A 15,213-nucleotide genomic window follows, 5' to 3' on the forward strand; every position below is an offset into this window, starting at 1 on the left:
GGACACCCTTGTGAGTTCCGAATTCAGACCGCAACCCCAGCCCGCACCGCGCTACCGCGAGGTCTCCATCGGCCACGCCCCGGTGGCGGTCACTGAAGAGCAGGGCGTGCTGCATATGCGTTCCCTGGAGCCATTGGCCGAGTTGCCGGCGCGCTTGCTCGATCGTCTGGTGCATTGGGCCCGGGTGCGTCCCGAGCAGACCTTCATTGCCGCACGCCAGGCCGATGGTGACTGGCGTCGCGTCAGCTACGCGCAGATGCTTGAGAGCGTGCGGGCGATTGCCCAGGCCTTGCTGAGTTACGGCCTGTCGGCAGACAAGCCGCTGGCGTTGCTGTCGGGCAACGACATCGAGCATCTGCAACTGGCCCTCGGCGCGATGTACGCCGGTATCCCTTACTGCCCGGTGTCGCCGGCGTATTCGTTGTTGTCCCAGGACTTCGCCAAGCTGCGGCATGTATGCGACCTGCTGCAGCCGGGGTTGGTGTTCGTCAGCGATGCGGCGGCCTACCAGCGCGCGATCGACGCGGTATTGCCGGCCGAGACGCCGCTGATCTGCGTGCGCGGCCATGTGCCGGGACGCACCCAGGTCAGCTTCGCGAGCCTGCTGCAAACCCCGGGCGGCAGTGCGGCCGATCAGGCGTTCAATGTCACCGGCCCGGACAGCATCGCCAAGTTTCTTTTCACCTCGGGCTCGACCAAATTGCCCAAGGCGGTGATCACCACGCAACGCATGCTCTGCGCCAACCAGCAGATGCTGTTGCAGACGTTTCCGGTGTTCGGCGAAGAGCCGCCGGTGCTGGTGGACTGGTTGCCGTGGAATCACACCTTCGGCGGCAGCCACAACGTCGGCATCGTGCTCTACAACGGCGGCACCTTTTACCTCGACGCTGGCAAGCCCACGGCCCAGGGGTTTGCCGAGACCCTGCGCAACCTCAAGGAGGTGTCGCCCACGGCCTATCTGACGGTGCCCAAGGGTTGGGAAGAGTTGGTCAGCGCCCTGGAGCAGGATGCCGAGTTGCGCGAGTGCTTTTTTGCGCGAATGAAATTGTTTTTCTTCGCTGCCGCGGGCCTGTCGCAAAGTGTCTGGGACCGCCTCGACCGGGTGGCCGAACAGCACTGCGGAGAACGCATCCGCATGATGGCCGGGCTGGGCATGACCGAAGCCGCGCCATCCTGCACCTTCACCACTGGGCCGTTGTCCATGGCCGGCTATATCGGTTTGCCCGCGCCGGGCTGCGAGGTGCGCCTGGTGCCGGTGGACGGCAAGTTCGAAGGGCGCTTCCGCGGGCCGCACATCATGCCGGGGTACTGGCGGGCGCCGGAACAAACCGCCGAGGTGTTCGACCCGCACGGCTTCTATTGTTCGGGGGACGCGATCAAGCTCGCCGACCCGAATCGGCCGCAACTGGGGCTGATGTTCGACGGGCGCATCGCCGAGGATTTCAAACTGTCCTCCGGGGTGTTTGTCAGCGTCGGGCCGTTGCGTAATCGCGCGGTGCTGGAAGGCTCGCCGTATGTGCAGGACCTGGTGATTGCCGCGCCGGACCGCGAATGCCTGGGCGCCCTGGTCTTCCCCAGGCTCTACGAATGCCGCCGGCTGGCGGGCTTGAACGCCGACGCGAGCGACGCCGACGTACTCGCCAGCGCGCCGGTGCGCCAATGGTTCGGCGACTGGTTGCAGCGCCTCAATCGCGATGCCACCGGCAATGCCAGCCGTTTGGAATGGATTGCCTTGCTCGACGAGCCGGCGTCTATCGACCGTGGGGAAATTACCGACAAGGGGTCGATCAACCAGCGTGCGGTACTGCAATGGCGCGCGGCCAAGGTCGAGGCGCTGTATCGCGGTGAAGATGCTGCGATCCTGCGTGCCGAGCCCAAGCCTTGAGCGGCGTGGGGCAGTATTCGGCGTTTGCCGACGTGGCGATTTACGAGGCGCTACGCACGCCGTGGGTCGACCTCGGTGGCGCCTTGTCCCTGGTCTCGCCCATCGACCTGGGGATCAAGGTCGGCCGTGAAGTCCTGGCCCGTGCCGGTATCGACCCGCTGGCGGTGGACAGCGTGCTGGCCGGCTCCATGGCCCAGGCCAGCTTCGATGCCTATTTGCTGCCGCGGCATGTCGGGTTGTACAGCGGCGTGGCGCAATCGGTTCCGGCGCTGGGGGTGCAGCGCATCTGCGCCACGGGTTTCGAGTTGTTGCGCCAGGCCGCTGAGCAACTGCGCGACGAGGTGCAACTGGCCTTGTGCGTGGCCAGTGAGTCGATGTCCCGCAACCCGATTGCGGCCTACACCCACCGGGATGGGTTTCGTCTCGGTGGCGAGGTGCAATTCAAGGATTTTCTCTGGGAAGCCCTATACGACCCGGCCCCGGGGCTGGACATGATCGCCACCGCCGACCACCTGGCGCGCCGCCATGGCCTGAGCCGCGAGGCCGTGGACCGTTACGCCTGCGCGAGCCATCAGCGTGCGTTGCAGGCGCAGCGTGACGGTGCGTGGGCTGAAGAGATCGTGACGGTCGATAACCAAGTGTTCGAGCTGGAGGGGTATCAGCCGCGTGGCATCAGCCTGGCGCGCCGCGCCGCTGCCGTCACCCAGGACAGCCACCCACGGCCCACCGACCTTGCGGCCCTGGCGCGCTTGCGCGCCGTGCATGCCAATGGCGTGCAAACCGCTGGCAACAGCTGCGCGGTGGTCGATGGTGCAGCGGCAGCCCTGGTCGGGCGCGCCTCGGCCTGCCCGCGTGTGCCCCTGGCCCGGCTGCTGGCCAGCGCGGTGGTCGGTGTGGCGCCGGAGTTCATGGGCATCGGTCCGGCGCCGGCGATCCGCTTGCTGCTGCATCGCAGCGGGTTGAGCCTGGATGACATCGGCCGTTTCGAGATCAACGAAGCGCAGGCGGCCCAGGTATTGGCGGTGGCCCAGGAACTGGAGTTGGACAGCACCCGGCTCAACGTCCAGGGCGGTTCGCTGGCGGTGGGGCATCCATTGGCCGCCACCGGCCTGCGCTTGGTCATGACGCTGGCCGGGCAATTACGCCGGCACAACCTGCGCTACGGGATTGCCGCTGCCTGCGTCGGCGGTGGGCAGGGCATGGCGTTGTTGATCGAGAACCCGGCCTATCGCGGTTGAGCGTTCAACGGTGTAACTCCTTTTTATTCGATGAGGTTTGCCATGTGGAGCTATCAGGCGCCGCTGCGCGATATGCAATTTGTGCTTGAACATTGGCTGCAAGCCCCCCAGGCGTGGAGCCATGTTCCGGCGTTCGAAGCGCTGGACATGTCTCTCGCCGTTCAAGTGTTGGAGGAAGCGGCGCGCTTCAGCCAGGGGGTGCTGGCGCCCCTGAACAGTAGCGGCGATCGTCAAGGCTGTCGCTGGAACGCCGGCCAGGTCAGCACGCCGGACGGTTTCGCCGAGGCCTATCGCGCCTATGTCGACGGTGGCTGGCCGGCCTTGGCGTGCGCTGAAGGGCAGGGCGGCCAGGGGTTGCCGCAACTGCTCGACGCGGCGCTGCAAGAGATGCTCTACGCCAGCAACCACGCGTGGGCCATGTACACCGGGATCGCCCACGGCGCCTACCTCTGCCTCAAGACCCACGCCGCGCCCTGGTTGCAGGCGCGTTACTTGCCCGAGATCATCAGTGGGCATGCCTTGCCCACCATGTGCCTGACCGAGCCCCAGGCCGGCAGCGATGTCGGGTTGCTGCGCTGTCGCGCGACCCCCGAGGGCGATGGCCGTTATCGCCTGCAGGGCAACAAGTTGTTTATCTCCGGCGGCGAGCACGACCTCACGCCCAATATCCTGCACCTGGTACTGGCGCGCCTGCCCGATGCGCCGCCGGGCAGTCGCGGCCTTTCACTGTTCCTGGTGCCCAAGCGACTGGACGACGGCCAGGCCAACGCTGTGCATTGCGACGGCATTGAACACAAGATGGGCATCAAGGGCAGCGCCACGTGCTCGCTGGTGTTCGACGGCGCCCTAGGCTGGCTGATCGGCGACGCCAACCGCGGCCTGGCGGCGATGTTCGTGATGATGAACTCGGCGCGCCTGCATGTCGGCCTGCAAGGCCTGGGGCATGTCGAGGCGGCTTGGCAGAACGCTGCGCAATACGCCGCCGAGCGCGTGCAAATGCGTGCGCCGTCGAGGCCGCAAGGGGTATCGGCCCAAGCGGCTGACCCTATCCGTTATCACCCGGCGATGCGCCGCGTGTTGCTGGAGTTGCGCACGGCCAGCGAGGGGATGCGGGCCATCGGTTATTGGGCCGCGCATTTGCTCGATCAGGCCGAGCATGACCCGGACCCGCAAGCGCGAGCGTGCGCCGGTCAACTGGCGCAGTTGCTGACGCCGATCATCAAGGCGTTTTTCACCGAGCAGGGTTTCCGTCAGGCGAGCAATGCCTTGCAGGTCTTCGGCGGTTACGGCTACGTCGCCGAGTTCGCCATCGAGCAAACGCTGCGCGACAGTCGCATCGCGATGATCTATGAGGGCAGCAACGAGATCCAGGCCAATGACCTGCTGCTGCGCAAGGTGCTGGGCGATGAGGGGCGAGCCTTCGACTTGCTGCTGGCAGTGCTGCGCACCGAGGCCGGGCAGGGCGGCCAATGCGCCGCGTGTGCAGGTTTCGCCTACGCGCTGGGCAGCCTGTGTGACGCGCTGGCCCGTGTGGTCGAGGCCATACGTGAACGGGCGCTGGAAGACAGCGAGTACCCCTATCGGGCCGCGCCGGACTTTCTCCAGTTATGCGGCGTGGCCCTGCTGGCCCTGGCATGGGCGCGGGCCGCTCGGGTTTCCCGGGCATTGCCCGAGGACGATCCGTTGCGCGCCGCCAAGCTGCAAAGCGCCGGGTTCTTTTTCGATTACCTGCCGTCCCGGTTGGCGCAGCACCTGGGCGCGATAGACGCGGCACGCGCGGCGTTGGCGTTCGTCTGACGCGGTCGGATGCTTGCGGTACTACTTGCGGTACTACTAGCGGTACTATGGCGACCCACGTTTTCTGGAAGTTGCCTGGATGAGTAAACCCGGTCAATTGGTGCTGGTTGCACTGCGCAAGATGATCGCCTGCGGCGAGTTGGCGGCGGGCGAGCGGCTGATGGAGATTCCCACGGCGCAACTGTTCGGTGTGTCACGCATGCCCGTGCGTATGGCGTTCCGTACCCTTGAGCAGGAAGGGCTGCTGGTGCCGTTTGGCGGGCGTGGGTATCAGGTGCGTTCGGTCAGCCCGGACGACATTGCCGGCGCCGTCGAAGTGCGTGGCGTGCTCGAGGGCCTGGCTGCGCGTCAAACCGCCGAGCGCGGGTTGTCCGCCGCGGCGCGTGCCACGCTCGAGCGCTGCCTGGTGGAAGGCGATCAACTGTTCGACAAAGGGTACGTGACCGAGGACGACCTTGAGGTCTATCACGACCTGAACATGCGCTTTCACCGCGTCATTGTGGAAGGCAGCCACAACCCGGCGATCGCCGACGCACTGGCACGCAATGATCACCTGCCGTTCGCATCGGTCACCGCGCTGGCGGTGGATCGCGACGACATGGTCCGCGAATACCGGCGTTTCAACTATGCCCACATGCAACATCACTCGGTCTTCGATGCCCTGGTCAATCGCCAGGGCGCGCGGGCCGAAGCGATCATGCGCGAGCACGCCAACGCGACCTTGCGCTATGCCGAGATCTTCGGTTCCGCGACCGCCAACGCGCGGATGAAGGTCATTTTGCCCACGGCGTGACGCCTTTCAGAGATCGAGCACCAGCAGCGGGGTTTTCGCGCGCGAGCAGCAGGGGGTGAACTGGTCGTTCAGCGCTTGTTCCTGCTCGGTGAGGAACAGGTCGCGGTGCTCCGGTATGCCTTCGAGCACGCGGGTCAGGCAGGTTCCGCAAATCCCTTGTTCGCACGACACGGCAATCTCGATACCGTGGCTTTCCAGGACCTGGACCACGCTCCGGTCGGCGGGCACATCGAAGACCTGGCCGCTGCTGGCGAGCTTCACCGAAAACCCTGCGTCGAGGCTGCTGTCCAGCGGCGCCGCAGCGAAGTATTCGCGGTGCAGGCATTCCTCCTGCCAGCCCTGGGCCCGAGCGCTGTCGAGCACATGCTGCATGAAACCGCCGGGGCCGCACACATACAGGTGGACGTTGGCGTCGGGCGCCGCCAGCACCTGGGCGGTGTTCATTGCCGTATGGGGCTGCTCGTCGAAATGCAGGAACACGCGTTCGGCGAACGATGAGTCCTTGAGGCGTTGCACAAAGGCGGCGCGTTCACTGGCGCGGGCGCAATAATGCAGTTCGAAGTCAGCCCCGACATGGGCCAGGCGCTCGGCCATGCACAGGATCGGGGTGATGCCGATGCCGCCGGCGAACAGCAGACTGCGTCGGGCTTCGTGCGCCAGCGGGAACAGGTTGCGCGGTTCGCTGATCTGCAGGCGGGCGCCCTTCTGTATGTGTTCGTGCAAGCAGCGGGAGCCGCCACGGGAGGCCGGGTCGTTGAGCACGCCGATCAGGTAGCGATGCCGTTCTTCCGGGTGATTGCACAGGGAATACTGACGGACCACGCCGTCGGGCAGGTGCACGTCGATATGCGCGCCAGCGCTGAAGGCCGGCAGCGCCTGGCCATCGACACGGGCCAATTCAAAGCTGCAAATGTCCTGGGCTTCGTTGTTGCGGGATACCACCACCACATCGATCATGTTCAGTCCTCGTAGCGTTAGCGCGCGGTTCAGGCGCGGGTCGTGGTGATCAGTTGCGGCGCGAGGGCGCGCTCCTTGGCGATCAGCCGTTCGAGGACCTTGCGTGACTGCACGCCACCGGCATCGATATTGAGCTTGAGCAGATTGCGCGTCGGGTGGGCCAGCAGGTTCTGTTGCTGGCGTTCAAGCATCTCCAGGTCTTCGCTGAAAATCTTGCCCTGGCCTTCGCGAATGCTGGCGGTCAGTGCCTGGTCCTGAGGATTGAAGTTGCGCGCCATGCCCCAGAAGTACCAGATCGATGTCTCGGTTTGCGGGGTGATGAAGTCCACCACGATGCTCGCGGCCTTGTGCTCGGGCGCGGCGTGGTAGCCGCCCTTGCCGGCGTGGGCCACGCCGACTTCGATCAGCACATGGCTGGGCGGGGTGAAGCGGCAGATCTGCCAGCGGTCCACCGGCACGTCATCGGCGAGGTTATTGCCACGCAGGGCCATGCGCCAGAACGGCGGGGCCATGATGTTTTCCATGTGGCGGGCGGTGACGACTTCATCGCCTTCGACCGTGGTCACGGGCGGCGCTTCGTCGATTTCCTTCTGGCCGATGCTGGAGGCGTGGACGTAGGTTTCGTGGGTCAGGTCCATCAGGTTGTCGATCATCAGGCGGTAGTCGCACTGGATGTCAAACAGACCGCCGCCATAGGCCCACTGGTCGCTCACGGCCCATTCCAAGTGGTGGATCAACGCCGGGTCGGCCAGGGCCTGATCGCCGGGCCACACCCAGATGAAACCGTAGCGTTCCACCGCGGCGAAGGTCTTGTTACAGGGAAACCCGCGCACCCGCTGCCCGGGCATTTCGACGGTCTTGCCATCGTCCCCCATGACCAGGCCATGGTAGCCGCAGACCAGCTTACCGTTCTCCACATAGCCCAACGAGAGCGGCGCGCCGCGGTGCGGACAGAAGTCCTCGACAGCCACGACGGCGCCTTCCAGCCCGCGATAAAACACCATTTTTTCCCCGCAGATCTGCCGACCCAGCGGCTTTTGCGCGATTTCATCGGGGGTGCAGGCGACATACCACGTGTTCTTGGGGTACATGGTGACTCTCCAGGCGAGTGATTGTTCTTATTTAATGGATCCATTAAATGAAGTGCGTCACTTGGAGTCAACCTGTGGTTCGGCAGTGTCGAGATTTATTTGGGCGATTATCGATCAGTTTTTATTTACTGGATCCATAATGCGCGCTTGCCTGGTTGCCACGCCGTGCGGCCCGAGCACCTCGTCGCTCTCGCTGGACAACGCCGGCATGACGGCGCGGAGCGTTTGCAGGGTCCTGGGCGCAGGCTCACTCGGTGTTTGTCGCCATCAGAAAGTTGCGCACTTCACCGGTGATATGGCTTTTGCTGCCTTGTTCGAGGATGCCGACGGTTCGCTGCTCCACCGCACCCGGCAACGCCAGGACACGCAGCTGTGGGTCGTGTTGCCAGTCGAAGTTTCTGAGCAGCGGAATAATCGCGATGCCGACGCGTTGTCGGACTAGTTCCGCGATGCCGATGATTGAGTTCAGTTCAAGGATCTGCTTGGGCTCGATCGCTTCCCGTCGGAAAAAGCGCTCCACTTTTCGGCCCACGGCGGTGGTTCTGTCGTAGCGAATGAACGGCTGTGTCCTGAGCAGTTCAATGGCATCGTCGGTGCCCTGCGAGTGGGTTGCGCTGACCAACAACACCAGCGGTTCTTCGTACAACCTTGTCCAGCTCAAACCTTTGAAGTCCTGGCGTGTGGCCTCGATCAAGAGCGCGGCATCCAGTTCTCCGGTGAGAACCCGGTGCGCCAGTTCGTCCGAGCGCGCGGTCACCAGGGTGACGGACACCTTGGGATAAACCTCCTTGAGCCTGACCAGGCAGTTGGCGAGCAAGCCCATTGCCGAGGTGATCCCGCCGATCGTCACATCGCCTTCCATCGTGAGGTCAGTATCGTCGCCGGCGACCATGGCCGCGTAATCGTCGACCAGCTTCTTGGCTTTGGGCAGCAACAGCAGGCCTTCACGGTTGAGCTTGACCTGACGCTGGCTGCGATCGAACAGAGGGCGCCGGATCTCATCCTCGAGCGCACGCATTTGTTGCCCGACGGCGGCATTGGTCAGGGACACTCGATCTGCTGCGGCAGCAAAACTGCCGTATTGCGCGACGGCAATGAAGGTTTTCAGAAAACGGATGGTACTCATTGGGTGTTTCCGACGGGTTCAGTGTCAGGGATGGTAAAGGGTTTGTTTATGTTGGATAAAGGTAATTTAGATTTTCTTTCGTCTGGCGCGGCAGAATACTGGACGCTGTTCTGGAAGCAGCGATGACCCTATGAAAAGCCAGTCGAATGAAGCAATCAATCCCGCCGCCGATGCAGTGGCGAGCCAAGCCGCCAAGAGTGTTTATCACCTCGGCGCCACGACGGTGTACTCGCACACTGCCGATAGCCGTTTTGCCTACACGCTGTATGTACCCGCCTCGATTGAGGACCCTGAGCGCCCGGTCGACCTCGTGGTGTCGTTGCACGGCTCAACCCGGGCCATGGAAATCTACCGCAATGGCTTCGCCGAATTTGGTCGTTGGAACGATTGTGTGATTCTGTCGCCACTGTTTCCGGTGGGGGTGCTGGGAGATGGCAACGGCGACGGTTACAAGCAATTGGTGGAAGGCGATATCCGTTACGACCAAGTCCTGCTGGACATGGTCGCCAGCGTCGGCCAGAAGTACAACCGCCGCTTCGATACGTTCGCCCTGTTTGGTTACTCCGGTGGCGGACAGTTCAGCCACCGGTTTTGTTACCTGCACCCCGAGAAGCTGTGGGCCGCCTCGATCGGTGCGCCAGGCTCGGTGACCTTGCTGGACCCCAAGCAGAATTGGTGGGTCGGTGTGCGCGACTTCGAGACCCGGTTTGCCAAGCCGCTGGACCTCGACGCCCTGCGCCAGGTGCCGATTCATATGGTGGTGGGCGAGGCCGACCTCGAAACCTGGGAAATCACTCACCGCGAAGGCGGCAAACATTACATGCCCGGCGCCAATAGCGCCGGTTGCACGCGGCCTGAACGGCTGGCGGCACTCAAGGCGAGTTTCGAGGCTCAGGGGGTCAAGGTGCGTTTCGATGTGCTGCCCAATGTGGCTCATCAGGGGATCAAGGCGATGCCGGCCGCCCAGGACTTTTTCGCCGAGGTGCTGCGAGTTCGTCGCGGCCGGCGTTGATCGATACCGCTGTAAAGAGGTGCAAGGGGCGCAATTGACGTCCCTGATGATTGCGTTGGTATCTGACAAAAGTACGCGCGATCGGTTGCTATAAAAATAATCACGACCTACCCATTCCGTTCCCGGCCCTGCCCATGGCTTAGTCCATCGACCGGAAAATTTTGTTCAAGGAGTCTTTCTCCCATGCATCACTACGTCAAAAAAGCCCTGTATTTCGGCGTGCCGACCCTCAGCCTGTGCCTTGCCGCCCTTACTCTGCAAGCCGGCGAACCGAGCCTGATCAAGGTTGGCTTCAACGGTGATATCCGCAGCACTGAACCTGGGGTCAATCGCGATGAAAACTCCGATGCGTTCATCATGCACATCGTCGAAGGTTTGGTGGCCTACCGCGAAGATGCGTCAGTCGGGCCGATGCTGGCTAAAGACGTCACGATCTCGGACGACGGGCTCACCTATACCTTCACCCTGCGTGAAGGGGTCAAGTTCCAGAACGGCAAGCCCCTGACCGCCGAGGACGTGAAGTGGACCTGGCAGCACTACCTCGACCCGAAAACCCAATGGCGCTGCCTGCCGGAGTTTGATGGGCGCGGGGTCTCGAAAATCCTCGACATCTCGGTTCCGGAACCGCTCAAGGTGGTGTTCCGCATCGATAAGCCCAACGGCGTGCTGCTGGCGACCATGTCCCGGCCCGACTGTGGCGGCAGCGGCATTGTGCATCCCGATTCGGTCGCGGCCGATGGCACCTGGATCGCGCCGATTGGCACCGGTCCGTTCACCCTCGGTCAGTGGAAGCAAGGCCAGTACGTCGAGTTGAACCGCTTCAAGGACTACACCCCGCGCGCCGAAGCGAAGCCAGACGGCTTTACCGGGAACAAGCAAGCGTTCGTTGACCGCGTGCGGTTTGTAGTCATCCCGGACGCCGCCTCGGCCAAGGCCGCACTGCTTTCCGGCGGTGTCGACGTACTGCCGGACGTGACCGCAATGGATGAGGCGGAGTTGAAAAATGTCCCCGGCATGCAGGTACGCACCAGCCCGGTGATGACGCTCGGCGGGCTGCTGTTCCAGACCCGTGACCCGTTGCTCGGCGACGTGCGTATTCGCCGCGCCGTGGCGCTGTCGCTGGACTATTCGCAGATGGTCGCAACGCTTTCCAATGGCCTGTCCACCGTCAACAACTCGATCATTCCGACCACCAGCGCGTATTACGACGCGACGGCGCATACGGGTTACCCCTACGACCTCGACGAGGCCCGGCGCCTGCTCAAAGCGGCGGGTTACCACGGCCAGCCGATCAAGCTGATCGTCAACAAGCGCTACCCGCAGATGTTCGACATGGGCGTCTTGAGCCAGGCAATGCTCCAGGCTGTCGGGGTGAATATCGTGCTCGAAACCCTGGAGTGGGGCGCCCAACTGGAGCGCTATCAGAGCGGCAACTTCCAGATGATGGCGTTCTCGTATTCGCCACGCTTTGACGCGGCGCTGAGCTATGAGTCGGTGACGGGGAACAAAGACAAGGAACCGCGCAAAGTCTGGGACAACCCCAAGGCACTGGTGTTGTTGCGTGAAGCCCAGAGCGAGTCCGTCGCGCCAAAACGTCAAGCGCTGTTCGATCAATTGCACACGCTGATGCTGGCCGATGTGCCAATGGTGATGATTTACAACGGCACCAGTATCGGTGTCGTAAAAGCCGGCATCGAGGGCTATCGCTCCTGGCCGATCTCTAAACCGCGCCTGTGGGGCGTGTCGCTGGCGGCAACATCAAAGTAGGGCGTTCCCATGTTTCGATTCATATTGCATCGGCTGGGGATGGCTGTGCCCACCCTGTTGCTGATATCGGTGATGGTGTTTGCACTGATCCGCTTCATCCCCGGTGACCCTGCATTGTTGATGCTGGGCGACATGGCGGATGCCCAGAGCCTGGCACAAATGCGCAGTTCGCTGGGGCTGGATCACTCGGTGGTGACCCAATACCTGATCTGGATAAAGTCAGTGCTCAGCGGTGACTTGGGGTTCTCCATCAGCACGCGACAAGCCGTATTGCCGCTGTTGCTCGAGCGCTTCAGTGTCAGCGCGACGATTGTACTGGTAGCGGTTGCGCTGGCCACGCTGATTGCCGTGCCGGTGGGCCTGTTTGCCGCCTGGAAGCAGAACAGCGCCATGGACCTGGGGCTGGTGGCCGGCGCGACGTTGTTGTTGTCGATTCCCAGCTTCTGGCTCGGCCTGCTGCTGCTGTACGCCTTCGGGATCAAGCTGGGCTGGCTGCCGGTGGTGGGTTACGTGACGTTTGCGGATGATCCGCTCAAGGCGATCACCTATCTTGTGCTGCCGATTGTCACCCTGACCCTGGTGGAGTTTGGCGCCATCGCCCGCATGGCCAGGGCCAGCACGATTGAAGTGCTGCGCCTGGACTATATCGCCCATGCCCGCGCCAAAGGCTTGTCCGAAGGTGCGGTGCTGTGGCGCCATGCCTTGCGCAACGCCTTTGCGCCGACCTGGACGTTGGTGGGCTTGATCCTGGGCAACCTGCTCGGCGGCATTGCGGTGCTGGAAACGGTGTTCACATTGCCGGGTGTCGGGCGCCTGATGGTGGACTCGATCTTCGCCCGGGACTATCCGGTGTTGCAGGGCTGCTTGCTGCTGATTACCTGTATCTACGTGCTCGTCAACCTGTGTGTCGACCTGCTGTATCCGCTCTTCGACCCGAGGGTGAAGTTATGAGTGCCAAGCGAACGCTGCCAGCTGAGCCGGCGCGGAGTGTCGCGGCGCCGGCCCGACGCGCCTGGCGTTACCCGCCACTCAACGCCCTGATCGGCGGGGGCTTGTTACTGGTCCTGATCGGCATGGCCTTGCTCGGCCTGGTCTGGACGCCCTACGAACCGTTGCGCCTGGACTTGCTCGCGCGGTTCCAGGCGCCGAGTGCGGCGCACTGGCTGGGCACCGATGAGTTCGGTCGCGATGCCTTGAGCCGGATGATGATGGGGGCGCGCACCAGCCTGTGGATCAGCCTGCTGTCGGTGAGTTTCGCAGTGGTGGCCGGAACGCTGATCGGCATGCTGGCCGGTTACCTGCGCGGCTGGACCGACCGGGTGCTGATGATGCTCAACGACGCCTTGCTGGCATTCCCCGGGATCCTCATGGCCCTGGGGATCATGGCGATCATCGGCGCCAGCCAGTACGGCATCGTTCTGGCCTTGGGGATCGCCTATACGCCGTCGGTGGTGCGGGTGGTGCGCGGCAGTGTGTTGTCGCTGCGCGAACTGGAGTTTGTCGAAGCCTCGCGAGTGATCGGCAACTCCGAGTTCTACACCATGCTGCGGCACATTGCGCCCAATTGCCTGGCACCGTTGTGTGTGTTGGCCACCAGCATGTTCGGTTGGGCCTTGCTCTCGGAAAGCGCCTTGAGCTTCCTCGGGCTGGGTGTACCGCCACCGGCGGCCACTTGGGGCAGCATGTTGGCGGCCAGCCGGCCTTATATCGCATCGGCTGCCTGGCTCGGGATCTTCCCCGGCCTCTTCATCAGCCTGGCACTGCTTGCCATCAACCTGTTCGGCGATGCCCTGCGCGATCGTCTCGACCCGCGCATGAGGAAATGATCATGACTGTTCCTACTGCCTTGCTGTCTGTGCAGCACCTGAAAATCCGTGCGGGCGTGCAAGGCCAACTGGCCGTCGACGACCTGAGCTTCACAATGGCCCCGGGCGAAATCGTCGCCCTGGTGGGCGAGTCGGGCAGCGGCAAAACCATGGCCGCACGCGCAGCGATTGGCTTGCTGCCGGCGCCGATGCAGGTGTGTGGCGGACGTATCGAGTTCAAAGGCGTAGCGCTCGACAGCCGCGACGCTCCTGCGATGCGGCGGGTGCGTGGCGCGCAGATCGGCATGGTCTTCCAGGAGCCGATGGTCTCGCTCAACCCATCGTTGACCATCGGCCGGCAAATGAGTGAGGCCCTCAAGTTGCACACCGACCTGGACGCGGCCGAAATCCGTCGGCGTTGCCTGCAGATGCTGCAACGCATCGGCATCAAGGACGCCGAGCGCTGCCTGGCGTCATACCCGCACCAGTTTTCCGGCGGTATGCGCCAGCGCATCATGCTGGCCTCGGTGATGCTGCTGCGTCCTGCGTTGTTGATCGCCGATGAGCCAACCACGGCCCTGGACTGTCTGGCGCAGTTGGACGTCATCGAGCTGATGCTGGAGCTGACCCGCGAGCAGGGCACGGCGATTCTGTTCATCAGCCATGACTTGTCGCTGGTTGCGCGTTATGCCCACAAGGTAGTGGTCATGCGCAACGGCAAAGCGGTCGAGCAGGGCGGCATCCAGGAGATTCTGCTGGCACCGCGCGCCGACTACACCCGTCAGTTGCTGGAGGCCTTGCCCAGCCGCGGCGTGCTGGCGCCATTGCCGCCCGCCAACGGGCCGTTGCTCGAAGTCCGAGGCGTGTGCATCGAGCACCCGGGGCCGCGTTCGTTCTGGGGCAAAAGCCTTCCAAAACGCGTGGTGCATGGGGTGGACCTGAGCATCGCGCCTGGCGAAACCCTGGCCCTGGTTGGCGGCAGCGGGTCTGGCAAGACTACCTTGGGGCGGGCGGTGGTGGGGTTGGTCAACCCCTGCGCCGGGGCTATCCGCTTCAAGGGCGTGGACATCCTCAAGGCCGCGAACCGCGTACACCGGTTGCAGTGCCAGATGATTTTCCAGGACCCGTATTCCTCCCTCGATCCGCGCATGAAAATTGGCCAGATTCTGGCTGAGCCCCTGCGCCACGAGCCGGGCATGAGCCCCGCGCAACGTCGGCAGCGTGTCGCCGAAACGCTGGTGGATGTCGGGCTTGCCGAACACTTCGTCGAACGCTTTGCCCACCAATTATCCGGTGGGCAGCGTCAGCGCGTGGCAATCGGGCGGGCACTGGTGCGACGTCCGCAGTTGGTGATTGCCGACGAGCCGATTTCGGCACTGGACATGACCATTCAGAAACAGATTCTGGAGCTGTTCGAACGCTTGCAGAAACAGTACGGCTTTGCCTGCCTGTTCATTTCCCATGACCTGGCGGCGGTAGAGCGTATCGCCCATCGCGTTGCCGTGATGAACCAGGGCGAAGTGGTCGAGATCGGCGACCGCGACGCGATTTTCGACACGCCGCAACACCCTTACACCCAGCAGTTGTTGGCTGCCGCCAGCCCGCTGGAACGACTGGCTGGCGGAGGCTATCGCATCCGCACGCGCTAGGCATTGCTTCACCCAGGACCTGAACGCTGTCCCGCCTCGCGTCAATCGCCGATTGACGTGACGGGCAACGCCATGCCCGAAGAAAACAAAAAC

The 15,213-nt window shown here is 63.4% G+C and carries 12 protein-coding genes; 9 read left to right on the plus strand and 3 right to left on the minus strand.

The features are described from left to right. Positions 1–10 precede the first annotated feature (10 nt). From PverR02_RS12315 to PverR02_RS12330, 4 genes are all read left to right on the plus strand, one after another. Positions 11–1,885 carry a feruloyl-CoA synthase gene (locus tag PverR02_RS12315; RefSeq protein ID WP_079443499.1) on the plus strand — a complete coding sequence of 625 codons (1,875 nt, stop codon included), beginning with the start codon at positions 11–13 and terminating at the stop codon, positions 1,883–1,885. Beyond that, the gene (locus PverR02_RS12320) at positions 1,882–3,123 is read left to right on the plus strand and encodes a thiolase family protein (protein ID WP_079443500.1); all 1,242 of its coding nucleotides are present in this window, start codon (positions 1,882–1,884) and stop codon (positions 3,121–3,123) included. The genes PverR02_RS12315 and PverR02_RS12320 overlap by 4 nt, the downstream gene beginning before the upstream one ends. Before the next feature lie 42 nt (positions 3,124–3,165). Then, the gene (locus tag PverR02_RS12325; protein WP_079443501.1) at positions 3,166–4,920 is read left to right on the plus strand and encodes an acyl-CoA dehydrogenase family protein; all 1,755 of its coding nucleotides are present in this window, start codon (positions 3,166–3,168) and stop codon (positions 4,918–4,920) included. A gap of 79 nt (positions 4,921–4,999) precedes the next feature. Next, entirely contained in the window at positions 5,000–5,713 is a 714-nt protein-coding gene (locus PverR02_RS12330) for a GntR family transcriptional regulator (RefSeq protein ID WP_079443502.1), read from the plus strand. 6 nt (positions 5,714–5,719) lie between these two features. On the opposite strand, the gene PverR02_RS12335 is transcribed toward PverR02_RS12330, so the two are convergent. The 3 genes from PverR02_RS12335 to PverR02_RS12345 form a co-directional block, all read right to left on the minus strand. Beyond that, positions 5,720–6,670: a PDR/VanB family oxidoreductase gene (locus tag PverR02_RS12335; RefSeq protein ID WP_046383957.1), complete on the minus strand. Its 951-nt coding sequence runs from the start codon at positions 6,668–6,670 to the stop codon at positions 5,720–5,722. A gap of 29 nt (positions 6,671–6,699) precedes the next feature. Beyond that, positions 6,700–7,761: an aromatic ring-hydroxylating oxygenase subunit alpha gene (locus tag PverR02_RS12340; RefSeq protein WP_046483772.1), complete on the minus strand. Its 1,062-nt coding sequence runs from the start codon at positions 7,759–7,761 to the stop codon at positions 6,700–6,702. A 247-nt stretch (positions 7,762–8,008) separates the two neighbouring features. Further along, on the minus strand, positions 8,009–8,887 hold the full coding sequence (locus tag PverR02_RS12345; RefSeq protein ID WP_079443503.1) for a LysR family transcriptional regulator: 879 nt from the start codon (positions 8,885–8,887) through the stop codon (positions 8,009–8,011). A 130-nt stretch (positions 8,888–9,017) separates the two neighbouring features. Here PverR02_RS12345 and PverR02_RS12350 point away from each other — a divergent pair, with 130 nt between their 5' ends. The 5 genes from PverR02_RS12350 (at position 9,018) to PverR02_RS12370 (ending at position 15,120) form a co-directional block, all read left to right on the plus strand. Continuing rightward, positions 9,018–9,899, plus strand: a complete 882-nt coding sequence (locus PverR02_RS12350) for a hydrolase (protein ID WP_046383954.1) — start codon at positions 9,018–9,020, stop codon at positions 9,897–9,899. A gap of 183 nt (positions 9,900–10,082) precedes the next feature. After that, positions 10,083–11,666 carry an ABC transporter substrate-binding protein gene (locus PverR02_RS12355; RefSeq protein ID WP_046383953.1) on the plus strand — a complete coding sequence of 528 codons (1,584 nt, stop codon included), beginning with the start codon at positions 10,083–10,085 and terminating at the stop codon, positions 11,664–11,666. Positions 11,667–11,675: 9 nt separating this feature from the next. Further along, entirely contained in the window at positions 11,676–12,617 is a 942-nt protein-coding gene (locus PverR02_RS12360; RefSeq protein WP_046383952.1) for an ABC transporter permease, read from the plus strand. Next, positions 12,614–13,492, plus strand: a complete 879-nt coding sequence (locus tag PverR02_RS12365) for an ABC transporter permease (RefSeq protein WP_046383951.1) — start codon at positions 12,614–12,616, stop codon at positions 13,490–13,492. The genes PverR02_RS12360 and PverR02_RS12365 overlap by 4 nt, the downstream gene beginning before the upstream one ends. A 2-nt stretch (positions 13,493–13,494) precedes the next feature. Beyond that, positions 13,495–15,120 (plus strand): ABC transporter ATP-binding protein, encoded by a 1,626-nt coding sequence (locus tag PverR02_RS12370; RefSeq protein ID WP_079443504.1) that lies wholly within the window; start codon positions 13,495–13,497, stop codon positions 15,118–15,120. Positions 15,121–15,213 lie beyond the last annotated feature (93 nt).

This window comes from Pseudomonas veronii (assembly GCF_002028325.1).
Taxonomy (GTDB): Bacteria; Pseudomonadota; Gammaproteobacteria; order Pseudomonadales; family Pseudomonadaceae; genus Aquipseudomonas; species Aquipseudomonas veronii.